Origin of the sequence: Neobacillus niacini (genome assembly GCF_019749295.1) — a bacterium.
In the GTDB taxonomy this organism is placed as follows: domain Bacteria; phylum Bacillota; class Bacilli; order Bacillales; family Cytobacillaceae; genus Neobacillus; species Neobacillus niacini_D.
This window is the reverse complement of the sequence record NZ_JACWFG010000007.1, coordinates 42,773-67,174: the sequence shown is the minus strand read 5'-3', so window position 1 is coordinate 67,174 and position 24,402 is coordinate 42,773. Positions and strand designations below refer to the sequence as shown.

General features: G+C 39.8%; 19 protein-coding genes. 1 reads left to right on the top strand and 18 read right to left on the bottom strand.

All coding sequences use genetic code 11. The features are described from left to right. Positions 1–32: 32 nt before the first annotated feature. The 18 genes from H0184_RS11385 to H0184_RS11300 all read right to left on the bottom strand — a co-directional run bounded on the left by H0184_RS11385 (position 33) and on the right by H0184_RS11300 (position 22,718). Positions 33–881 carry an MBL fold metallo-hydrolase gene (locus H0184_RS11385; protein ID WP_221824542.1) on the bottom strand — a complete coding sequence of 283 codons (849 nt, stop codon included), beginning with the start codon at positions 879–881 and terminating at the stop codon, positions 33–35. Positions 882–910: 29 nt separating this feature from the next. After that, positions 911–1,885 carry an aldo/keto reductase family protein gene (locus tag H0184_RS11380; protein WP_221824541.1) on the bottom strand — a complete coding sequence of 325 codons (975 nt, stop codon included), beginning with the start codon at positions 1,883–1,885 and terminating at the stop codon, positions 911–913. A 23-nt stretch (positions 1,886–1,908) separates the two neighbouring features. Next, positions 1,909–3,279 (bottom strand): MATE family efflux transporter, encoded by a 1,371-nt coding sequence (locus H0184_RS11375; protein ID WP_221824539.1) that lies wholly within the window; start codon positions 3,277–3,279, stop codon positions 1,909–1,911. A gap of 79 nt (positions 3,280–3,358) precedes the next feature. Continuing rightward, the gene (locus H0184_RS11370) at positions 3,359–4,324 is read right to left on the bottom strand and encodes a glycoside hydrolase family 43 protein (RefSeq protein WP_221824537.1); all 966 of its coding nucleotides are present in this window, start codon (positions 4,322–4,324) and stop codon (positions 3,359–3,361) included. A gap of 40 nt (positions 4,325–4,364) precedes the next feature. Continuing rightward, on the bottom strand, positions 4,365–5,315 hold the full coding sequence (locus H0184_RS11365; protein WP_221824535.1) for a glycoside hydrolase family 43 protein: 951 nt from the start codon (positions 5,313–5,315) through the stop codon (positions 4,365–4,367). 27 nt (positions 5,316–5,342) lie between these two features. Then, positions 5,343–6,560, bottom strand: coding sequence for a sn-glycerol-1-phosphate dehydrogenase (locus H0184_RS11360; protein ID WP_313771755.1), 1,218 nt, complete (start codon positions 6,558–6,560; stop codon positions 5,343–5,345). Positions 6,561–6,599: 39 nt separating this feature from the next. Then, positions 6,600–7,649 (bottom strand): aldose epimerase family protein, encoded by a 1,050-nt coding sequence (locus H0184_RS11355; RefSeq protein WP_221824533.1) that lies wholly within the window; start codon positions 7,647–7,649, stop codon positions 6,600–6,602. Positions 7,650–7,744: 95 nt separating this feature from the next. Further along, the gene (gene arfA, locus H0184_RS11350; RefSeq protein WP_221824531.1) at positions 7,745–9,259 is read right to left on the bottom strand and encodes an arabinosylfuranosidase ArfA; all 1,515 of its coding nucleotides are present in this window, start codon (positions 9,257–9,259) and stop codon (positions 7,745–7,747) included. Between the two features lie 71 nt (positions 9,260–9,330). After that, positions 9,331–9,603, bottom strand: coding sequence for a DUF6171 family protein (locus H0184_RS11345; protein ID WP_313771754.1), 273 nt, complete (start codon positions 9,601–9,603; stop codon positions 9,331–9,333). A gap of 21 nt (positions 9,604–9,624) precedes the next feature. Next, the gene (locus H0184_RS11340) at positions 9,625–11,112 is read right to left on the bottom strand and encodes an alpha-N-arabinofuranosidase (protein ID WP_221824529.1); all 1,488 of its coding nucleotides are present in this window, start codon (positions 11,110–11,112) and stop codon (positions 9,625–9,627) included. 85 nt (positions 11,113–11,197) lie between these two features. Next, complete coding sequence (gene araA / locus H0184_RS11335) at positions 11,198–12,682, bottom strand: L-arabinose isomerase (RefSeq protein WP_221824527.1); 1,485 nt, start codon at positions 12,680–12,682, stop codon at positions 11,198–11,200. A 78-nt stretch (positions 12,683–12,760) separates the two neighbouring features. Continuing rightward, entirely contained in the window at positions 12,761–13,480 is a 720-nt protein-coding gene (gene araD / locus H0184_RS11330; RefSeq protein ID WP_221824525.1) for an L-ribulose-5-phosphate 4-epimerase, read from the bottom strand. Then, the gene (araB, locus tag H0184_RS11325; RefSeq protein WP_221824523.1) at positions 13,474–15,168 is read right to left on the bottom strand and encodes a ribulokinase; all 1,695 of its coding nucleotides are present in this window, start codon (positions 15,166–15,168) and stop codon (positions 13,474–13,476) included. Before araB ends, araD begins: the two co-directional genes overlap by 7 nt. 358 nt (positions 15,169–15,526) lie before the next feature. After that, positions 15,527–17,776, bottom strand: a complete 2,250-nt coding sequence (locus H0184_RS11320; RefSeq protein WP_221824590.1) for a glycoside hydrolase family 127 protein — start codon at positions 17,774–17,776, stop codon at positions 15,527–15,529. 49 nt (positions 17,777–17,825) lie between these two features. Beyond that, on the bottom strand, positions 17,826–19,289 hold the full coding sequence (locus tag H0184_RS11315) for an arabinan endo-1,5-alpha-L-arabinosidase (RefSeq protein WP_221824521.1): 1,464 nt from the start codon (positions 19,287–19,289) through the stop codon (positions 17,826–17,828). Between the two features lie 139 nt (positions 19,290–19,428). After that, positions 19,429–20,271, bottom strand: coding sequence for a carbohydrate ABC transporter permease (locus tag H0184_RS11310; protein ID WP_221824588.1), 843 nt, complete (start codon positions 20,269–20,271; stop codon positions 19,429–19,431). 85 nt (positions 20,272–20,356) lie between these two features. Then, positions 20,357–21,247 carry a carbohydrate ABC transporter permease gene (locus H0184_RS11305; RefSeq protein WP_221824519.1) on the bottom strand — a complete coding sequence of 297 codons (891 nt, stop codon included), beginning with the start codon at positions 21,245–21,247 and terminating at the stop codon, positions 20,357–20,359. Between the two features lie 154 nt (positions 21,248–21,401). Continuing rightward, positions 21,402–22,718, bottom strand: a complete 1,317-nt coding sequence (locus H0184_RS11300; RefSeq protein ID WP_221824586.1) for an ABC transporter substrate-binding protein — start codon at positions 22,716–22,718, stop codon at positions 21,402–21,404. A gap of 476 nt (positions 22,719–23,194) precedes the next feature. Between H0184_RS11300 and H0184_RS11295 the strand changes: the two genes are divergently transcribed. Beyond that, a complete protein-coding gene (locus H0184_RS11295; protein ID WP_221824517.1) occupies positions 23,195–24,325 on the top strand; it encodes a GntR family transcriptional regulator in 1,131 nt (376 codons plus the stop codon). Positions 24,326–24,402 lie beyond the last annotated feature (77 nt).

Genomic DNA, 24,402 nt, shown 5'->3' with positions numbered 1-24,402 from the left:
GTTTGAGTTCTCGACCTATTACCGCCGTTTGCTTACAAGTGATAAATAAAACGTTCACCGGGTGCCATCATATGAAACTTTTGATTTGGATAATGAGTAAACAAGTAATCTACAAAATAAGCAGGATTCTCCCGATTATTCGGAAACATATCATAATGAATCGGAATAATGAGATCAGCACCAACCATAATTGAAAATTCCACGGCCTCGCGATAGCTCATGTTTCCAACGATTTCTCGAGAAGAACGGAAGTAGTCGCCGCCATTAATCGGGAGGAATACAACATGAGGTTTAAACTCTTTTACCTTCTCAATCAATTCCGGGGTGACAATCGTATCACCGCTATGAAACAGGCGAACACCATTTACTTCTATGAGATAACCTAAATATAGATGATTACCATGTACATCGACTTGATAACTTGTATGTGCTGCTGGAACAGGTGTAATCTGATATCCCTTTATACGAAAAGATTCATTGTGTTTTGCAGCCTCAATATTCTTGCTGCCTGTTTCCGTTTCGACCATTGATACGAGTGGAGCAGGAACTACAAAAGTCGGTTTCTCCCCTTTTTGTCCAACTTCCCTTAATGTAGCAAAGTCTAGATGATCATCATGTTCGTGAGTGATTAAAATAGCATCTGCATTTTCCAACATGACTGGAGAAAGAACAGGTGGAAATGCCCGTTTAAATTCTGTTTCAGGATTTGTCTGTTCAATACTGTTTGATAGATATGGATCAATACAGATGAATCCATCTTCCTCTCTGCCTTTAATTAAAATCCCAGCCTGTCCTAAATTCCAAAACGAAACAACACCATCATGAATTCGCGTTTCCTTAATCTCGGTTACCAGAGAATCCCCATGTTTATAGACCTTCATAAAAAAATCACCCGCTTTTAATTGTATTTTTATCTCAATGGTGCAAAGTCTTTTACTTCTTCAAGGATTGAATCAATCGCAAGTAATACATCCTGCTCCAGCTTGATATCCACCGCTTTTACATTTTCTTCAATTTGCTCCGTCCTGCTTGCTCCTATAATTGCCGAACTAATGATTGGATGTCTGAGAATCCATGCCAATGCTAATTGACTTATCGTAACCCCTAGCTCCGAAGCTAAACCGTTTAATTTCTGTACCACTGTCAGGACATCGTCCCGGAAATAGCTATTTATGACAAAGTTTGTTGCATCGTTCGCCGCCCTGCTATTGGCTGGTTTTTCTGCATGAGGTTTATATTTACCTGTTAGCACTCCCTGTGCTAATGGGGAGAAAACGATTTGTCCAATCCCTTTTTCAATCGATACAGGAAGAACTTCATCCTCAATATATCTTTCAAACATATTATAAATAGGCTGATTCGAAATAATCGGTCTTAATCGATAATCCTTTCCTATCCCAACACCTTTTTCAATTTGAGCAGCGCTCCATTCGCTCACACCTGCATAAAGTATTTTTCCTTGCCTGATTAAATCATCAAGAGCAAACAATGTCTCCTCCATGGGTACTTCTGGGTCATAGCGGTGACATTGATAGAGGTCAATATAATCCAAACCTAACCGTTTTAGACTCGCATCACACTGTTCGATAATATGCTTTCTTGAAAGTCCACGCTCATTCGGTCCAGGGCCCATCGGAAAGAATAGCTTCGTTGCTACTGCGTATGAACTTCTTGGATATTCCTTTAACGCCTCACCCAATACTTCTTCTGCCTTTCCACTTTCATAGGCATTTGCTGTGTCGAAGAAGTTAATACCTAGTTCATATGCTTTATGAATACAATCATGTGCTGTCTGATTATTTACTGATTTTCCATAGGTGAGCCAGCTTCCTAATCCGATTTCACTTACCTTTAATCCACTGTTTCCAAGTCTGCGATATTTCATTTTACCTTTCTCCTCCTTCGCCTCTAACCAGTAGCTGCTTGTTTTTTATCAACAAGGACTTTCTTTTCCCACGCTCTGCTTTTCCATCTAAAATACATGACGATTCCTCTAAACCATTCATCTGCAATAAAGGCAATCCAAACTCCGGCTAAACCAAGCCCAAACTGTATTCCTAGTAAATACGATACCGGAACGGCAATTCCCCACATCGAAAGAACGCCCATTTTTACAGTAAAAACAGCATCACCGGTTGCACGAAGTGAGTTAACAACTATGAGATTTAACGTCCTCCCAGGTTCTAGAATTAAACATAATAATAATAGAGTACTTCCTACTTTTATTATTTCTGGATCATCTGTGAAAAGACCCATAATGGCTTCTCTAAAAATGGCAATAAAGACTGCTATTAAAATAGTAATTATAAAACTAACTTTAAGACTCTTTAGTAATTGTTTATAGGCTCCTGCAAAATCACCAGCACCGACACGATAACCAATTAGAATTTGTGTTCCCTGACCAACAGCTAATGCAAACAGCATAATAAAGGACATAATATTCCACGTATAAACACGGGTAGACAAAGCTGCTGCACCGAGAAGGGCTGTAATAGCAGTCATTGCCATCTGACTCGTATTGTAACTAAGTTGTTCTCCAGCAGATGGTATGCCTATTTTTAATATTTTTTTAATATGCTTCATTTGAAAATCGACATAATCCTTCCATTCAATTCTGATTGGAAGTCTCTTATACATGAACCAAAACGCAATGACTAAGGCTGCTGCTCTGCTGAAAGCAGTCGATAATGCCACTCCTTTAACGCCCATTTCAGGAAATCCAAACCAGCCATAAATGACTAATGCATTTCCAACCAGATGGATGAGGTTCATCATAACAGAAACAAACATAGCTTCCCTTGTGAAGCCATTAGACCTCAAAATGGCAGAAATAGTAACAAGCATAGCTTGTAGAAATAAGGTACCGCCCACTATGGATAAATAATCGTATCCAATTATGGCAATTTCCTTATCAAGGTGAAAAATATCTAATAACGGTCCTTTAAAAATCACAAACAATACACTTACAACTAAACCAATACCCAAATTGATGGTTAAGGATATTGCAGAGGCTTGTTTGGCGTCTTTCTTCAAACCAGCACCTAAATACTGTGAGATTAAAACCGCTGTTCCAGTAGCTGTAAAGCTAAAAAGCAGAATAGCAAAGAAGACCAGTTGATTTGCGACACCTATTGCAGCAACAACATCATCAGAAATGTGGGAGAGCATGATAATATCCGTGCTTCCCATAATCATCTGCAGAAACAATTCTATAAATATCGGCCATGTTATGGCACGAAGGGTCAAACGTCTATCCTGTGAATCTTGTAAGCTATTCATCACGCTGCTCCGCCCTTTGAGTTTACAGAAAAGGGTTCATATCAAAAAACTGATATGAACCTTCTCTTTCGTCATTTATTTATTTTGGGAAACCAAAGTTTGGTGTACCATCAGGATTCCATGTAAATTCCTTTGCACAGGTATGGCGATTCGGATCATATAGCGGATCGCCGACAATCTCTGTGTAGTTCCTTACATGATAGACCAAAACATCCTTGCTTCCATCTTCCGAAATTGTAAAGCTATTATGGCCTGGACCGTATTGTCCTGTTTCATAACATGTTTTAAACACAGGTTCTGTTGATTTACTCCAGGATGCCGGATTCATCACGTCACTGTTTTCATCCGCCGTTAGAATTCCCATTGCATAATTTTCATCCGTGGCACTTCCAGAGAAAGAAATGTAGATTTTGCCGTCCTTCTTCAAGACAGCAGGTCCTTCATTTACCCAGAATCCAATGGTTTCCCAATCATATTCTGGTTTAGTAATCATGACTTGCGGTCCCTTAATGGTCCATGGGTTTTCTAATGGAGCAATATAAAGGTTTGAGTTTCCTCTTATGTTTGGATCTTTTTGTGCCCAGACAAGGTATTGCTGACCTTTATGCTCAAACGAAGTCGCATCAAGGGCAAATGACTCCCAGTCTGTTTTGATTTGTCCCTTTTCTTCCCAATTACCCTCTAAAGGATTAGCAGATTTATTTTCAATTACAAACATGCGATGTTGAAAAAGTCCATCGACAATTTCCTTTGACGGTGCCGCAGCATAGTAGATATACCAGCTTCCGTTAATATAATGAAGTTCCGGAGCCCAGATAAGCGCACTCATTGGTCCCGTTTCATGCTTTCTCCATGCAACTGCAGGTTCAGCTTCCGCTATTCCTTTAATTGTTTCAGAACGCCTTACTTCAATTCTGTCGTATTCAGGAACTGAAGCAGTGAAATAATAGTAACCATCTGTATGTTTATAAATCCACGGATCTGCCCTTTGCTCTATAATGAGGTCTTGTGCTTTTTTCGCTTCTTCGATTGTTACTCTTACCATAAAAATCTCCCTTTATAGAAATAATATCGACTGAATGAACTTAGTTTGCATCTGGTACCGGAGTGCCAAAGTTAGGGGTTCCATCTTCATTCCATGTGAACACTTGTGCACGTGCATGACGATTCGGATCCCAAAGCGGGTCACCGACGATTTCACGGTAGTTTCGAGCATGGTAAATCAAGATGTCTTGACTGCCATCCTCTGATACTGTGAAGCTGTTATGTCCTGGACCATATTGGCTGTTTTCCTCATTTGTTTGGAAAACAGGTTCCGGTGATTTTTTCCATGATTTCGGATTAAGCAGGTCGCTGTCTTCGTCTGCTGATAGCAATCCCATGCAGTAGTTATAGTCCGTAGCGCTGGCAGAATACGAAATAAAGATTTTCCCGTTTCTTTTTAGAACAGCTGCACCCTCATTCACTAAAAACCCAATTTTCTCCCAGTCGTATTCAGGTGTGGTAATCATGACTTGAGGACCTGTAAGTGTCCAAGGGTTCGCCATTTTTGCAATGTATAGGTTTGAGTTACCTTCGATTTCAGGATCTTTTTGAGCCCAAACATGGTATAAATCACCTTGATGTTTAAAGGTGGTCGCATCAAGAGAAAATGACTCCCAAGCCGTCCTTACCTGTCCTTTTTCCACCCAATTTCCTTCGAGTGGATTTTGTGCGTCATTTTCAATCACATACATGCGATGGTCAAAAATGGCATCCTTGCGGGCAGCAGCAAAATAGATATACCATTTGCCGTCAATGAAATGAATTTCTGGAGCCCAGATATTTGCACTCATGATTCCATCCTCATGTTTAGTCCAAGCAACGACTGGTTCTGCAGTGCCTAATCCTTGAATCGTTTTTGACCTTCTTACTTCGATTCGATCATACTCAGGTACTGAGGCAGTGAAATAGTAGTAACCATCTGTATGCTTATAAACCCAAGGATCTGCCCGCTGCTCGACGATAGGATTTTTCAACGTTTCAACTTTTTGCATGATATTTCACCTTTCCTTTTAAAAAAATCATGGTTGTATGATGGGTCTGCTTTCTTTTTGAGCAACATTCATAAATTTTAAAGCTGTATATCGATTCCTTAAATTATGTGCACTGCTTAAACTTGCAGCAACTAGCTGTTCATCAATGCCCAGCTGTTCCGGCATGGTTTCCCCGCCTGTCTGCATTAACAGATTTTTCAGGTGTTCAGGGGCTGGTATCTCTCGATAAACTTTCATGATTTCTTTTATGTTTTCTTGTAAGTTTTCAATTTGTATCGACTGCAAACGAGCTGGTTCAGATAGTAAAGGAAGAAACTGACTTTTATATACTTCCGCAAGCAGTACCGTTGATACTCCGACCTTCGCTCCATGAAGCACTGCAGGGCGCTTGCGCTTTAAAAAGTCCATTTCCCAGTAATGCGAGAGATGGTGTTCACCGCCAGAAGCTGGATGTGACTGACCAAATACCAGCATTGCCAGCCCTGATTTGATCAGAGCTTCAATTAGAATCTGAATTCCTTCTTCATCAGAAGCAGCAATTTTTTCAACATTCTCCACACATGACTCTAATGCTTCACGGGTAATAACAGCAACTAGTGGACAATATGGTTCTCCTTTTACAAGGTGACCAAACTTCCAGTCAGAGAGTGATGTATATTTGGCCAGCATATCTCCAAAGCCCGCAGCAACCATTTTTCGTGGTGACGCCTTTAGTATAGATAAATCCGCAAATAGTGCAATTGGGGCTGACATTTGGAAGGTTGTCTTTACTCCCCTGACAATTAATGGCGCCCCCATTGATGTAAACCCGTCTACAGAAGGCGCGGTCGGGACTGAGATAAAAGGTACCTTCATTTTACTACTGCAAAAACGCGCAATATCATGGAGTGTCCCTGCACCGACAGCAATAATGACATCCGTTTCTACCGGAATCTCTACTAATGCTTGAACTAAGGAGATTTCGTCAGCGACAACATCATTATTTTCATCCGGAGTAATTATGCTAAGCGATACTCTGATACCAGTTTCTTCTAATGAATCTGATAGACTTTTGCCTGCAGCTTGATAGGTATTTTCATCTGCGATTATGACAGCATGTTTAAATTCCTTATACGATGCAAAGGCAGCAAGTTCTTTGTAAACACTGTTTCCAATTGAGATTTTTTCTATTGGAATACGGTGATGATGATTTCCACAATCACATGTTTGAGCTAGAGTCATGAGTTCAGCAATATAGTTTTCCACTTAAATTCCTCCTGCTCCATAGAAAAAGTATCGGGCAATCTATTCTATAATCCCAAATTTATAGGTTGTTACCATCGAATATTCTTGATCCTTTTCTAGAATCCAGGAAGGAAACTGAGGGTGATGAATCGCGTCCGGTAATCCCTGTGTCTCTAAACAGATTCCCAAGTATTTCTGTGACGGTACCCCAGCAATCTCCCCTTCCGATTTCATCTGATTGCCAGAATAGACAACGACTCCTGCTTCATCTGTTTCAACGGTTAAGGTCCGTCCACTTTCGATGTCTTTTAGGACAATTTCTTCATCATGTTGTGTATTCAGTAGAAATGGATGGTCATACCCTGCACCGGCTAATAGATTTTGCGGGTGGTTTGATTCCACTCCAGTTCGAATCATTCTCTCTGTTGTAAAATCAAATGCCGTACCTTTAACATCAAGCATTTCACCCGTAGGAAGCAATTGATCATTTAATTCAAGAAACTGATCGCTTTTTATTCGTAAAGTATGATTTAAAATATCTCGTTTTAAGTTTCCACTTAAATTGAAATAAGAGTGATTCGTCATGTTTAGCAGTGTGTCCTCATCAGACATGCCAGAATAACGGATGGAAAGTTCATTGTCATTGTTCAGGGTGTAAGTAACAGAAGCATTTAAATTCCCAGGATATCCTTCTTCACCGTTCGGACTTACATAAGTGAATCGAACGCCAATCTCCTGACCATTTTCTATAACCTCGCTGTCCCAAACAATCTGGTTAAAGCCTTTATTACCGCCATGCAAATGATTGTTATTTTCATTTTTTGCTAGTGTATAGGTTTGCCCGTTCAAATCAAAGGATCCAGCCTTGATTCTTCCAGCGACACGGCCAATGGCAGCACCTAGAAAATAAGTATCATTTTCATACTCGTTCATGGTGTCATATCCAACCACAATATTTTCAAAGTTGCCTTCTTTATCAGGAGTTATTATTTTTGTAATAATACAGCCATAATTAATACAGCCAATTTCTACTCCATGATCATTCACTAGATTAAATAAAAAAACAGTTTGGTTATCTTTCCTTCCAAACTCCTCTTTTAATACCTTCATTGCTTTCAGTCCTTCCTTAAGAAAGATACATAGAAAAAATGATTCCATACCTGTCCGTCACAAATGTAAACAGAACAGGTATGGAATAAAGCATATTAGTTACGCTTCGCCAGGCGGATTACATTCCAAGATAACTTAGGTAATACCGCAGTAACTCCGCCATTTTCAGTTCTCGCATTACCATTAGAATGCGGGGCAACTGGTGTACCTTTAGCAGAGTTCGTTTGTTTTAGATTGCCGTCGTTTTCTAGAACAATATGCTCTACTACTTCATAACCCTCAAAGTTACGGATATCTACAGCTAGTTCTAATCCTTCTTCCAAATGACGGTTTACAGCAAAGATGGTTAATGTTTCATGCTCTTCATTGTAAACAGCCGTGGACTCTAGATAAGGAACATCTGTGAAATCTTTGCTGTCATACTTAGGGCTTGAAACAATTGGGTTTAACGAAACGCCGCGTCCATATACAGATGTATGCATATAAGGATAGAAAATCGTTTGTTTCCAGGCAGGTCCATTGTCTTCTGTCATAATTGGCGCAATAACATTGACCAACTGAGCCAGACACGCAATTTTCACACGGTCGGCATGCTTTAAAAGCGTAATCAGCATACATCCAACTAATAAAGCGTCTTCAAAGTTATAAACATCTTCTAATTGAGGCGGCGCAACGCTCCATGGCTCAATTTTCTTATCTGCCTCATTGCTGTGATACCAAACGTTCCATTCATCAAAGCTGAGGTTGATTTTCTTTTTACCGCGTTTTTTTGCCTTAATATAGTCTGCAATCGAAATAACCGATTTAATAAAGTCATCCATTTCTAGGGACAATGCCAAATAGTTAGAAATCTCATTGTCACGGTTGCCGTAATACTGGTGTAAAGAGATGAATTCAACATGGTCATACGTATGGTCAAGAACCGTTGCTTCCCAGTCAGCAAAGGTCGGCATATTGCGGTGAGAACTTCCACATGCAACCAACTCGATGGTAGGATCAACCCACTTCATTACTTTCGCAGTTTCTTGAGCGAGGCGTCCATATTCCGCAGCTGTTTTGTGCCCAATTTGCCATGGACCGTCCATCTCGTTACCCAGACACCAAGTTTTAATGTTGTATGGATTCTTTACGCCGTGAGAAATACGAAGATCACTATAATAAGAACCTCCTGGGTGGTTGCAATATTCTACTAGATTTCTAGCGGCGTCAATACCACGGGTTCCAAGGTTAACAGCCATATTTACGTCAGCATTAACTAACTGCGCCCATTTCATGAACTCATTGGTACCCATTTCGTTGGTTTCTGTTGTGCGCCAAGCTAAATCTAAACGGCGTGGACGGCTTTCTACCGGTCCTACACCATCCTCCCAGTTATAGCCGGAAACAAAGTTACCGCCTGGATAGCGGACAAGTGGTACTTGAAGTTCCTTAACCATTTCAATAACATCCTGGCGGAATCCATTTTCATCCGCTTGTGGATGTCCTGGCTCATAAATACCGCCGTATACTGCACGTCCTAAATGTTCAATGAAAGACCCATAAATTCGATTATCAATTTCAGAGATTTTAAAGTCTTTTTCTAAAATCATTTTTGCTTTATTATTCACCATGTTCCCTGTCCTCTCTTCTATCAGATAGAGTTTGCAAAAGCAGCGGCTTCGTTTCTATAAAACTATGAGTACTAACCAACCTTTTCCCATTTTGGCTTTCCTGCAAATGGACAGCTCTTGTTTTTAAACTTGGCCCGATAGCGGACAATACATCCGCTATGAGCACAAGTGGTGCCATATTGAAGAGAAGGGCAGCTTTCACAAATCTTTAAGCGTTCTGAGTAGACTTCGTCCGATACGATAACAGATAAATTTTCTTCCGTTTCCTTAACGAGCTCCTGGATAACTTCCTCTGTTACCATCACACTTTCAACGCAGCCTTTACATAGATTTTGCTTACTCACTGCTCCGTTCCCCCTCGTTCATTATTCAACCGCTAATGTAACAACAGACATTGCTGGTAGTTTAATAGATAATTTATTTTCTCCAACACTCACACCTGTAAACGCAGCAGGTTTTACAACCTCTGGCTGTTCGAAAGTGTTATGCGCATTCATAGAGTCAGCTGTAATGATGGTTCCTGACACCTTTGTTTCAACACCAATTACACCACGAAGATCTAAATCTAGGACTGCATCGTTCTGATGGTCAATGTTACATAAGCTGATATGAACGATACCTTCAGCATTTTTCGAAGCAGATACGGTTACCTGTGGTAACGTTACTCCGTTATTTTCATAGCTGCCAAATGTAGAATCAACAGCAAGCAGTTCAGCATCTTGGTGAACCTTGTACATATCAAATACGTGATAGGTCGGAGTAAGAATCATCTTCTCGCCTTCAGTTAAAATCATCGCTTGCAGCACGTTGACAGTTTGTGCAATATTCGTCATTTGAACACGGTCAGCGTGATTGTGAAAAATGTTAAAATGCAGGCCAGCTACCAGCGCATCACGAATCGTGTTTTGCTGATATAAGAATCCTGGATTTGTTCCAGGCTCAACATCAAACCATGTTCCCCACTCATCGATAATCATGCCAATTCGCTTATCTGGATCGTATTTATCCATAATCGTACTATGCTTTGTGATTAACTCATCCATATGAAGAGCTTTCTTCATCGTAATGAACCATTCGTCTTCAGGGAAATCAATCGCTGATCCTTTACCAAGCCAGAAATCTCCAGGGATTGTGTAATAGTGAAGACTTAAACCATCCATTAACCAGTGAGCGTTCTTCATCAACACTTCTGTCCAGTTATAGTCATCCACATTTGCCCCGCCGGCAATTTTATAAATTTTATTGCCGCCATAGTTACGTACATAAGTTTGATAGCGGCGATAAAGGTCTGCATAATATTCAGGACGCATGTTGCCGCCGCAGCCCCAGTTTTCGTTCCCCACACCGAAATACTTTAATTTCCAAGGCTCCTCGTGCCCATTTTCCCGGCGCCAGTTTGCCATTGGCGATTCACCTTCAAAGGTCATATATTCAACCCATTCAGACATTTCTTGAACCGTACCGCTTCCCACGTTTCCGCAAATATACGGCTCACACTCTAATAACTCACACAACAGCATGAATTCGTGTGTTCCGAAGTGGTTGTTTTCTACCACACCGCCCCAGTGAGTATTGACCATACGCTTACGGTTTTCTCTAGGACCGACACCGTCCTTCCAATGATATTCATCCGCAAAACAGCCGCCTGGCCAGCGAAGAACAGGAACTTTAATATTCTTTAATGCTGCTAATACATCGTTACGAATCCCCTTCGTATTAGGGATTGAAGAATCTTCGCCAACCCAGATTCCTTCATAAATACATCTGCCTAAATGCTCTGCAAAATGACCATAGATATTTTTATTAATTTTTCCTTTTGTAATATCCGCATTTACAATGACATTATTTTTCATAGAGTAATCCTCCAGTCGTTTATGTAATCAAAGCTTCCCTAGTAAACCTTAGGGCTATTATTGCTAATAGCCCCTTGTTTAAAAATTAACGGTAGATAACGTCATTCCAGCGTAATTCGTTAATAAATGATTCAGTTTTTGTGTCGTTATTAATGACAACCATTTCAATTCCTGCTAATTCTGCAAAGTCTCTTAACTGTTCTGTTGTTACTTTATAAGAGTAGCCAGTATGGTGAGCTCCGCCTGCTTCAATCCAGTTTTCAACAGCTTGACTTAGAGAAGGCTGAGCCTTCCAGAGTACACGTGCAACCGGAAGATTTGGCATATCCTGCTCAAGTTGCAGCGCATCCACTTCATTTACAAGAAGACGGAAACGATGTCCAAGGTCGATAATGGATGCGTTCAAAGCAGAACCGCCTCTTCCATCAAATACGATCCTTGCAGGGTCTTCCTTACCGCCAATTCCTAGAGGATGAACCTCAATTTTAGGACGGGTAGCTGAAATCGTTGGACAAACCTCAAGCATATGTGCACCAAGAACCATTTCATTTCCTGGTTCAAAATGATAGGTGTAGTCTTCCATAAATGAAGTACCTTCATTGCCAGCAATGATTTTCATCAAACGAACTAGCGCAGCGGTTTTCCAGTCACCTTCACCTGCGAAGCCATAGCCTTGTTCCATTAAACGCTGCACTGCTAGACCAGGAAGCTGACGCATACCATGTAAATCCTCAAAAGTAGTTGTAAATGCTGTATAACCGCCTTCAGCCAAGAATGCTTTCATTCCAAGTTCGATTCTTGCTTGATAACGGATGCTGTCTCTAACCGGTCCGTCAGTAAGACCTTCTGGAGTAATATCGTATTTCTCTTCGTATTCAGCCATTAACTGATCAAGTTCTTGTTCACTTACATCGTTCATACGTTGAACGAGGTCTCCAACGCCGTAACCATTGACTGTCCAGCCAAATTTGATTTGCGCTTCTACCTTATCACCTTCAGTAACCGCTACTTGGCGCATGTTATCACCAAATCTTGCAACCTTTAAATTCTTACTTTCTTCAAAAGCTGCTGCCGTTCTCATCCAGTTTCCAACACGTTCTCTAACATCTGCGTTTTCCCAATGTCCTACAACTACCTTACGCTTAACCTTTAAACGACTGGCGATAAAACCGTGTTCACGGTCTCCGTGTGCAGATTGGTTAAGATTCATGAAATCCATATCGATCGAATTCCATGGGATATCACGGTTAAATTGTGTAGCTAGATGAAGATATGGTTTTTGAAGAGCTGAAAGACCAGCAATCCACATTTTTGAAGGTGAGAATGTATGCATCCACGTAATGATACCTGCGCAATTTTCATCAGCATTCGCTTCAAGAATCAAGCGGCGAATCGCGTCGGAATCCTTGACAACTGATTTAAAAACTAATTTATATGGAACAGCTGAATCATTGTCTAGACCGCTTACAATTATTTTTGAATTTTCTTCTACTGCTCTAAGTACGTCTTCTCCGTAAAGTAATTGACTTCCAGTTACAAACCAAAATTCATAGGCTTTTGTCGTTAACAAGGTAAATCCCCCTAAAGTAGTTAATATTTTGTAAAATTCAAACACCTTATGCGTACAAGTTATTTTATAAGACTATTACTAGAGTTTTTGCTCTGTTGGTTGTTTTGTTTGGCCGTAATAGGCATTTTTACCATGCTTCCGCAAGTAATGCTTATCTAACAAGAATTGTTGAATTGGGTTTACGCTAGGATTAAGCTGAAAGGTATGCAGCGCCATTTTCGCTACTTCTTCTAGTACAACGGCGTTATGGACAGCCTGATTGGCGTTTTTCCCCCAGCAGAATGGTGCATGGTTAAACACGAGAACTCCTGGCATAGCCACAGGATCTAAGCCTTCTTTTTCAAACGTTTCAATAATTACATTTCCTGTTTCAAGCTCATAAGCAGTGTCAATTTCCTCTTGAGTCATCTCACGAGTACAAGGAATCTCTCCATAATAATAGTCTGCATGTGTAGTTCCAAGTGCAGGAATTGGACGACCTGCCTGCGCCCAGCTAGTAGCCCATGGCGAATGGGTATGAACAACGCCGCCAATCTCTGGAAAAGCACGGTAGAGCGCAAGATGTGTTGGTGTATCAGATGAAGGGCGCAGATTTCCTTCTACAATCCGGCCTTCCAAATCTACTACTACCAAGTCCTCAATGGTAAGCTCATCATAAGGCACACCGCTCGGTTTGATGACAACAAGGTTTTGTTCACGATCAATTCCACTTACATTTCCCCAAGTAAAAGTAACCAAGTTATGTTTTGGCAGCTGTAAATTAGCTTCCAAAACCTCTTTTTTTAGTCTTTCTAGCATACGGTCTCCTCCGTTCTTTCTAAGGAGCTTGCACTCTTAATTTTTTTCAACGTTTTCATTACGTTATTTTCTCCGCGTCCAAAATAATCGTATAGGCGTGCATATTCCGTATAAAGCTGGTCGTAGACAACCTTATTTTCAGCCTTTGGCTGATATACATAATCTTTGACTTTGCCCATATCCTTAGCTGCTTCTGTAATGCTGTCATACCCGCCGCGTTCTTTTCCTGCTGCAACAGCACCAAACATAGCAGAACCAAGCGCTGGTGTTTGAGAAGATGCAGAGATTTTAATACTCATATTTAATACATCTGCATAAATCTGCATCATCATTGCATTTTTCTCAGCAATTCCTCCTGCAGCATACACTTCATTAACCGGAACACCATTATTACGGAACGTTTCAACGATCATTCGGGTACCGTATGCAGTAGCTTCAATGAGCGCACGATAAATTTCCTCTGGTTTTGTTAATAGTGTCTGCCCTAGCAGTACGCCTGTAAGATCAGCGTCTACCAGTGTTGAACGATTGCCGTTCCACCAATCAAGGGCGAGGAGACCGCTTTCACCAACATTTAACTTACTTGCCTTCTCAGTTAACAAATGATGGATATTTACGCCTTTCTCTTTTGCTTCCTCATAGTAGCTTGCTGGTACACAGTTTTCAGTAAACCATTCAAAATGGTCCCCTACACATGATTGTCCAGCCTCATATCCCATATATCCTGGAATGACTCCATCTTCGACCACACCACACATACCAGGTACAATCTTTTCCTCTTCACCTAGTAAAATATGACATGTAGAGGTTCCCATGATCATTAGTAGTTTACCAGGTTCTGTAATCCCTACTGCTGGGACGGCAACGTGTGCATCCACATTTGCAACTGCTACTGCAGTGCCAGGGTTCAATCTTGTTAACTTAGCACCTTCAGCTGTAATTTCTCCAGCCTTAGAGCCAATTGGAACGATATCTGCAGATAATTTATCTTCGACAACATTTTCTAAACGAGGATCGAGCGCTTTAAAAAATTCTTTTGATGGGTAGCCATCCTGCTTATGCCACATTGCTTTATAGCCTGCAGTACAGCTGTTGCGTTTTACTTGACCAGTCAATTGAGAAATAACCCAATCCGTTGCTTCTAAAATTTGATCTGCTGCTTCATAAATTTCAGGTGCTTCATCTAAGATTTGCCATACCTTCGGAATCATCCACTCGGATGAAATCTTTCCGCCGTACCTTTGTAAAAACTTTTCACCACGGAGTTCAGCAATTTCATTTAATCGGTTTGCTTCGTCTTGTGCTGCATGGTGCTTCCAAAGCTTTACATAACTGTGTGGGTTTTTACTATATTCAGGTTTACAGCAAAGAGGAGTCCCAGTCTGATCAATCGGTAGGACCGTACAAGCTGTAAAGTCGATTCCTAATCCGATGACATCATCCGGGGAAACTTGTGCTTTATCTAATACTTCTGGAATGGTAATCTGTAAAACTTCTAAATAATCTGTGGGATGCTGTAAAGCCCAATCATGTTCTAATTTTATGGTTCCATCTGGCAAAAACTCATCCATCACTCCATGTGTGTATGGTTTTACAGCTGTTGCAACCTCTTTACCAGTTCCAATCTCAACTAAAACAGCTCTTCCTGACTGTGTTCCATAGTCGACACCAATTGTATATTTAGCCATTTTTCCACCCTGCCTTTTAGAAAGAATACGTTTACATAATTGATAAAAAATTTCTGAGTTTAAAAGAATAGAAACGTTACTTCACTATCTCACTCAGGTTACTTTTAAACGTTCTACTTTAATCGTAAGTATGTCATCCGTACAAGGTTCGTGATTATTCGACAAATCACTCTCTTTTACACCCTACAAGTTACTGTTGTTGTACTCGTTTCCAAAACTTGTACGTATAACCTTTAAGTTGATTGTACCACCTATCCATATTTTTTCAAGGTATTTTACTCATATTTAAAAACTTTTTACATACAAGTTAAAAGAGTAGGAAAAACATGTTCGTTTTCCTACTCTTTTATTTATATTTCTAGTCTTTAACCACTCGAATTGCAAATACCTTAGGTACTTTTTGACCTTCATGAGCACGGAAAGTCACCTTCACTTGCTCCTTACCCATAGTTGCTTGATTCGGAATTTCATATTTTATTTGTACAAACGTGTTCAGCTCGACAAGTTCAACATGACTTTTTTCTAATTTAACTCCATCGATGGTGATATCAAAGGATTTCATAGACTCAATTTCTTTTGTATACATGACCACAAGATGATTTTGTTGTCGGGATTGAACCTTTAATGTAAAGGAGAAGTGTCCGCTTGGCCATGTGTCTCGATATTTCCGATTGGACTGAACACCATACCCCACATGTTCCCCTTCAAACTGATGATCACGCTCCGGCTGCATTTCTCCTGGCTGAACAAAATCAACAGTTCGCAGCTGAAGCTCACGCTCTTTTTCGACCGAAGCTTTATAGGATAGTTCCGCTTCTTTCCACTCTTCTTCTGTGAATACGTCCCAATAAACAGAGGTACTGCGATCATGCATTTGATAGAAAGGGAACAATCTTACATCACGAGGATGCCCCAGCTTTTTCATATCAAAGTGATGATTCTTTTCAGGTACGGGAAAAATACGCTTAAGGACGGTTGACTCATCGGTGACTAATACTGGTGTAAATAATATATCTTTTGAAGATTCATCCTTTCGAATCGGTCCTAGATCACCCGCTAGAACAAGCGGACCATTCATGAATGCTATCCGATTTGGGTTATCGTTCATTTTTTCAACTCTTACTGTCATAGGTATTTCCAATTCAATTGTATCTCCGTTTTCCCAAACTCGATCAATCGTGATAAAAGCAGAAGGTGAGCTATCGTGATTGTACGGCACCCCATTTACTTTTACATTCATACCTTTTTCCGCCCAATATGGATAGCGGACAGATAGGGAGAATGGCTTTGAGTCAGTAGATTCTATTGACAATATAATAGAACCTTCCTCAGGGTACGCAGTTGTCTGATGAATAACAACCCCCTTCTCACTCCAATTTAGTTTGGATGGAATGTATTGGTTCACCACAAGAGATTGATTATTATAAAAGTAAATCCCATTGCCATAACTAGAATGATTCTCCATTCCTGTACCAACGCAGCAAGTAAAATCATTAAACTGAGTATTGTAAACCTTATGGCCGCCCATATCCAGGGATACAAAGTAAGTGACTGTACCTTCTTGCGGATGCTGTGACGCTAAAATATGATTGTATAAAACCCTTTCATAGAAATCTCCTTGTTCAGCAAGCGCATCCCATTGAAATAGGTGTCTTGTCAGCTTTAACATGTTATAGGAGTTACAAGTTTCACACGTATTAGCCCCAAGACGGTCAGTTAATTTGTCCGGTTCTCCAAAATGTTCATTCATGCTGTTTCCACCGATTACGTAGGAATGATGATGGACAACCTGTTTCCAAAAGAATTCCGACATACGACGGTAGGAATCGTTACCGGAAAGTTCATATTGACGTGCCGCCCCGATTATCTTCGGTATTTGTGTATTAGCATGCCTTCCCGCCAGCACATCATTTTCAGCCTCCAGCGAACTTAATAATTCTTTGTGATGAAATAATTGTGAAAGCTTCCAAAAACGTTCATCGCCGGTATCTTCAGCAAGGTCTGCCAACACTTCTGACATTCCGCCATATTCACATTTCAAGACTTCCTGTATTTGCTGGTCATTTAAATCTTCAAACACATCAACCAGCCATAGACCAAGCCGTACTTCTATCAACAATGCCAACTTATTATCAGTGTACCTATAGGCATCACGAAGACCAGCAAATAATTTATGAATGGAATACAGAGGCACCCAGCCGCCATTCAAATCAAAGCCTTGTGAGCGGATATCTCCTGCTTTCACCTCTTCAAAAATTTCTTTACCGCGAGGGATACCAGATATATATCCTGTCCCATGAGCTTTCTGACAAACTTCAAGTTCATCCACAATATAATTCACTATTCGCTTGAACACCTCATCGTCGTTTGCCGCTGCCATCATCGCTGCTGCTGATAAATAATGTCCTAGTGAATGTCCAGAAATACCTTGTGCTTCCCAACCTTCGTAGTGAGGTGCCTTTGGCTGCAGGCCCGCAAACTCTCTGAATCTAGAAAGCAGTCTATCAGGCTCCAGCTTTAATAGATATTCCTTATTTAACTCCATTGCATGCTTTAAGGGACCGCCTGTAATACGAACAGATTTAAGATCAAATTCCTTTAGTTTCATATTCACATTTACTTGGTTGGTGGATAGCATTAGTCTCACTCCATATTATTTATTTTTCAGCCTTCTTTTTACCCCATAATCCTGTTCCCTCTTGGTCCATACCTGTGAAAACCAGGGTACCTTCCCAATTTTCCCAGTCCCACGCAGGAATCACTTTCAACGTATATCTCCAGTAATCATCAGGAGCTGTGTCAGGGTCATAGATGGTGAGCTTTAATGTGTTATCCCCCGTTAATTCCCAATAACTCTTATCCTTATCTTCAATTTTCCCATTTGATTTTAAACGTATATTCTTGGATACTTGTAAACTATCATCATATCTTGGTAAATGAACCTGTTCCCAGCTGCCAATGATGTTCTCTTCGTTTATTTCTTGTTCCGCTTCACCTGCGAATCTTTCCGGCGAAACCACTGGCCAGCCGTCATCAGTCCAAACCATTTTCCTGACATGTAAATGGGACCAGAAAACATCTTCGCCAGCTCTGGCATTATGGGTTAGATAATATTCCCCATCTTCCTCAAACAAGGCATTATGACCAGTCCCCAGCCAGCCATCGCTATTTTCAAATCGATAAGCTCCTACTAATTTATTCCCAGTATTAAAGGATTCATCCGTTGTATCAATCATTTCGTTGCCATTATAGTCTACATACGGTCCGGTGATACTTTTCGAGCGGGCAGTCCTGACATTATAGGTGTCTTCCAGCCACTCATAAGATACAGTTAAATAATAATAACCCGTATCAGGGTTGTGGATAATTTCAGGTCCTTCAATGCCGTAATTCATATTTTTCCTTTGTGCCACTAACGTGCCCTCATCATTTGGTTCAACTAATTTCCCAGTCTTAGAATCGACCTTTGTGATAAAAATACCGCCAAAATAGGAGCCATATACCATCCAAGCCTGACCCTGTTCATCAAATATGATATCCGGATCGATTGCATTGACACTGTGTTCATCACCCTCTTGGGTTTTAAATACAGCACCTTTGTCTGTCCATGGACCCTCAACCGAGTCACTTACTGCCACACCAATATACGAGTTCCTTGTTCCAACCGAGGAAACAGAGTAGTATAAATAATATTTATCATCCATTTTCACCACATCCGGAGCCCAAAAAGTTGTTCCTTTCGTCCATTCCCACGCATCCGCAGATACCTGTTCAAACACACGGCCAGCAAACTCCCAGTTAATTAAATCCTTAGACTTTCTAATTTGGATTCCTGGTTTTGGCGGGGCTCCTACCATATAGTCTGTGGAAAAGGCATAATACCAGCCATCTGCTTTTATAACGGAAGCATCATGAGTAAAGTTGGTGGTCCAATCCTTTTCCTTATAAAGGATATCACTGTTGACATTATGTACCCGCTTGTCGGCAGGTGCAGCTGGCAAGGTAACTCCAGACAAATTGCCTGTTTTAGGCATAGAAAATTTCATAACTAGCAATGCTGCTATGAGAAACAATATTAAAATGACGATTCCAACTAAAGACCTTTTTGTTGTAAGTTTCATTGAAAGACTCCCATGGTATGTGAGTATTTTTTAAACAAAAAGCACTTATCATCTAGTAATTCTGATAAGTGCTCTTTTAATTCTCTATTAACTTCTTGATGGTTGAGCCAAAAATGCACATGCATTTGATTTAGTTTTATTAACCTTTAACCCCTGAAATTGCAATCGATTCGATGATTTGTTTTTGGAAGACGATGAAAACAATCAACATTGGCAATAACGCGACAACCGACGCGGCCATGATGAGTGGATAATCACTTTGGATCGCATAGGAAGCATTAAAGTTTGCAATTACAAGCTGAAGTGTCTGCTTCTCAGGTGAGTTCAAATATAGGATTGGTCCTAAGTAATCATTCCAGATCCCCATAAACCATAGAATTAACTGAGCAGCCACAGCAGGCTTAATTAACGGGAAGATGATTTTGTAAAAGATTTGGAAATATGAACATCCATCAATCTTTGCAGCTTCAATGATTGAGGTAGGAATACTAGTTAAGTATTGACGTAAAAAGAAAATCATAAAAATATTTCCAAAAAATCCAGGGACGATTAATGGCAGCAAGGTATCCACCCATCCTACGGATGAAAACATGATGAACTGTGGAATCATCAGCACTGGATAAGGAATCATAACCGATGCAAATAACATGATGAAGATATTATTTTTACCTTTAAAATGCAGCTTAGAAAATGCAAATGCTGCCAAACTTGAGGTGAATGTACCAATCACCGTTACTGAAACAGCGACGATTAAGCTATTGCTAATACCTGAAAGCAGCGGCCCCATCGTCCAGATTTCGGAATACTTAGCAAAAGAAATCGTTTCTGGAATCCACACCGGAGGTAAAGCAAATACATCCTCCCGTGACTTAATTGAAGTCGAGAACATCCATAACAAAGGGGCTACCATGAAGATTGCTCCAATGCTTAGGAAAACAAATACAACGGCATCGGTAATTCTATTTTTCTTCTTTTCAGACATAGGTTCTGCTTTAACTGACTTTTTATTTGCAACTGCAACTTCCATTTTATACGCTCCTCTCTATCACTCTCTTACTTTACGGTTATTAATCCAGTTCATAGGAATTTTTCTCGTTTATCTTAAATTGGATTAAAGTAATAATGAAGATGAAAAGTCCTAATACTAACGCCATTGCAGATGCATAACCTAATTGGAAGTTACCAAATGCTTTTTGCCAAATATAAAACACCACGGATGCTGAACTATATTCAGGACCGCCCGTTGGAGTCATAACGTTAATTTCAGTGAAAATCTGAGCTCCGCCAATAATATTGGTTACGATGATAAAGAAGGTTACTGGTTTTACCATTGGAAGAGTGATGTACCAAAATGTTTTGACAGCGTTAGCTCCATCCAGTTTTGCTGCTTCATAAAATGATGTAGGTACACTTTGAAGTGCAGCTAAGTAGAGCAGCATTGTGTATCCTAATCCCTTCCATACCGCCATGATGATCAATGCCGGTTTTACCGTAGAAGTATTTTGCAGCCAATTTGGTCCTTCTATTCCAAAAATAGCTAAGAACTGATTGACTAATCCATAATCCCCGTTATAAGCCCATTGCCAAAGAATAGAGATCGCAGCGATAGAAGAGATAACCGGAATATAGTATAAAACCCTAAATGTATTGGTTCCAGGAATCCCGCGATTTAAAGCTAAAGCAAGTAATAATGCCAAAACAATACCGATTGGAATACCAAGCATCATATAAATCGTGTTAAACATCGACTTATAGAAGTACTCGTCTTGGAAAACATTTTTGAAATTCTCCAGCCCAATAAAGGTCATTGATCCTAGGCCGTCCCAGTTTGTAAATGCACCGTAAATGGAGTAAATGAGAGGAACCATTGCAAATATGAGGAATCCTATGACAGGTGCAGCAATAAATAAATAGGCATATCTTTGCTCTGTGCGATACAGTTTGGATGTCGTTTTCATCTTCTCTCACCCTTTCAAAAGCTATAATAATGACACATTTCCCTATTTCTAAATTTCTTTAAGCAAAAAAAATTTAGATAAAAGGAATAAATGGCGCTAGTAGTCTATAAGAAAACTAGCACCATTTACACTGTGTCAAAGTTCAGTTTGCGTTTTATTTCTTAGCTTGTTTTTCTTGTGCAATTGCAGCATCTAATAATTTTTGCATCTTAGGCTGCGCTTCTTTCACATAATCTTCTGCTGACATCTTACCATCAATAACCGGCTGGATGTTTTTGAAGAATTCATCATACCATTCAGCTGTGTAAGTTTTTTCAGCTGGGAATCCACGTCCGTAATCATTGATAATATCTAAGAATTCTTTCTTGTTTTCTGGCTTAATTGATGCATCTGCTGCCCATTGTTCAGCAACAGTAACGCTGTTTGGTAATTGAACTTGAGCATCTACTAATGCCTGGTTACCTTCTTGGTCAGCAGATAGGTATAATGCTAACTCTGCTGCCGCTTCTGCGTTCTTAGTTGTAGCTCCTACACCAATACCTAGAGAACCAACCCATGCAGCTGATTTACCAGTTGAACCTGCAGGCCAAGGAAGTAAATCATATTCAAACTTTAATTGTTCTTTAAACGCACCCATATCCCATGGTCCAACAGGGAAGAATGCTAACTCGCCTTTCATCCATCTTTGGTACGTATCAAGTGTTTGTGCGTCTGCGATAGAAGGAGTGATTTTGTACTTGTTTTGCTGATCTGCAAACCATTGTAATGCTTCAACAAATTCAGGAGTATCGATTGTTACCTTTGTGCCAGTTTCATCGATCCAGTCTCCGCCATTACTCCATACAAACGGCTGTAATGCCCAGTTAACATTGAATCCTGTTCCATACTGATCCATTTTGCCGTCGCCATTTTTATCAATTGTTAACTTTTGTGCAACATCAATGAATTCATCCCAAGTATATGGTTTGTCTTTGTCAGGAAGAGGAATTCCTGCTTCATCAAACATTGTTTTATTGTAACCTAAAGCGAATGGCCCTAAATCTTTCGGCAATCCGTAAATTGCACCTTCTCCAAGAGTTTCGCCATCAAAACGATACTTCGCAATACCCTTTTCCCAAATATCTTCCATGTTTACATTTTCTGAGCCTTCTACGAACTCAGTAATATCTTTTAATACACCAGAGTTTACATATGCTTTTACTTGAGCTGGGTTATAGAAGAATACATCAGGAATCTTCTTACCAGCAATCGCTGCTTTTAACTTTGTATCATATTGATCTGGAGCAACTTGAACCAATGTCACTTTCACATCAGGATGTGACGCTTCATAGCGTTTTACAGTTGCTTCATAAGCTTTTAATTCTTGAGGCTGGCCTCTAAACATAAATGTAAGTGCTGTTTTTCCATCTTTCGTTTTTCCTGTGGTTTCCTGGCTATTAGAACAACCAGCTAAGATAGAACCGATAATCATAATAGTAAGTAGAATTAATGAGCCTAACTTTTTTGTTGATTTCGACAAGGTAATCCCTCCAAAACTATTTTAATAGTAAAACAATTTCGTGAAAACTTTGAAAACGTAACCATAATCTAATAAAATAATATAGTAGATTTGTTCGTGCATTGTACGTACATGTTAGGCGACTACATAATAATCCCTCCTGAATATTCTTTCGCCGTAACCTTTTGCACTTAACTGAAGGCATTATAATTACGTTCTTCTCGTTTCGTTGTAAACGTTGTAAATCTATGAAAGCGTATTCCCTACAAGTAAAATACTAATATACCTGTTCGTACATGTCAATCATGTTTTAATAATTTTTTTACTTATGTACGTACGTGTTTTTAAAGTATAATAATTGTTGTATAATAAAAATATAGCACAATTCTTTTTACTCTATATCCTTTATTTAAAATATACGCATATGTAATACAGAAAGTGGTGATACAATGGCGCAAAAAACCAAGTACAATATGGTGAAAGAAAAGATAACGGATTGGATCACCAGCGGTAAAGTTAAGCCAGGTGAAAAAATTCACTCAGAAAATGAACTTGTTAAAATGTTCGGTGTCAGCAGACATACAGTTCGCCAAGCGGTCGGAGACTTAGTACACGAGGGATGGCTTTATAGGGAGCAAGGAGCTGGAACCTTTTGTTCATTTAGACAGGAAGAAAATGAGCAAACTGTTCTTCCAGCTCAAACGAACGGAAAAAATATCGGGGTAATAACAACCTATATTTCCGACTATATTTTCCCTTCTATTATTAGAGGAATTGAATCCTACCTAACAGCCCAAGGGTATTCGTTAACGTTTGCATGTACAGATAACGACATCGAAAAAGAAAAACAATGCTTACAAACCATGTTAAGCAGAAATATCGATGGTCTTATCGTTGAACCAACAAAAAGTAGTATCTATAACCCTAACATTCATTACTATTTAGAACTAGAACAGCATAACATTCCATATTTAATGATTAATCAGTTCTATCCACAGCTAGCCCCTCCACATATTGTTGTCAATGATGAACATGGAGGCTATATTGCTACTGAACATTTAATTAAGCTTGGTCATCGCAAGATTATCGGATTATTTAAAACCGACGATCTTCAAGGAGTTAACCGTATGCAGGGCTTCATCCGCGCATTCCGAGAGCACGGGATTACGTTCTTCCCAGACATGGTTATCTCCTATTCAACCGAGGATATGAACGAAAAGGTTAATGATCGATTAAACAAATTTTATTCGTCAGATGATAGGCCGACAGCCATTGTTTGTTACAATGATCAATTAGCTCTGATGGTTTTAGATGTTTTAAGAAATCACCAAATAAGTGTCCCTGAAGATGTGTCAGTCGTTGGTTACGATGACTCATTTCTAGCTGAGACCTTTGAAGTGAAACTAACATCAGTCGCCCATCCTAAAATGGAAATGGGGATTGAAGCAGCGAAGAGGATTGTTTCAGCCGTAGAAGGAAAAGACAATAATCCTCAGTCTATTATCTATGAACCTGAGTTGGTAGTGCGAAATTCTACAGCTCCAATAAAAAGTAAAGATATTGTTATCAGTCAAGAATAATAATAGTGATAAGACTTTCTGATTTTGTTATGAATTTCACTAATAGAGTAAGCTTCTATATCGACAAAAAAACACAC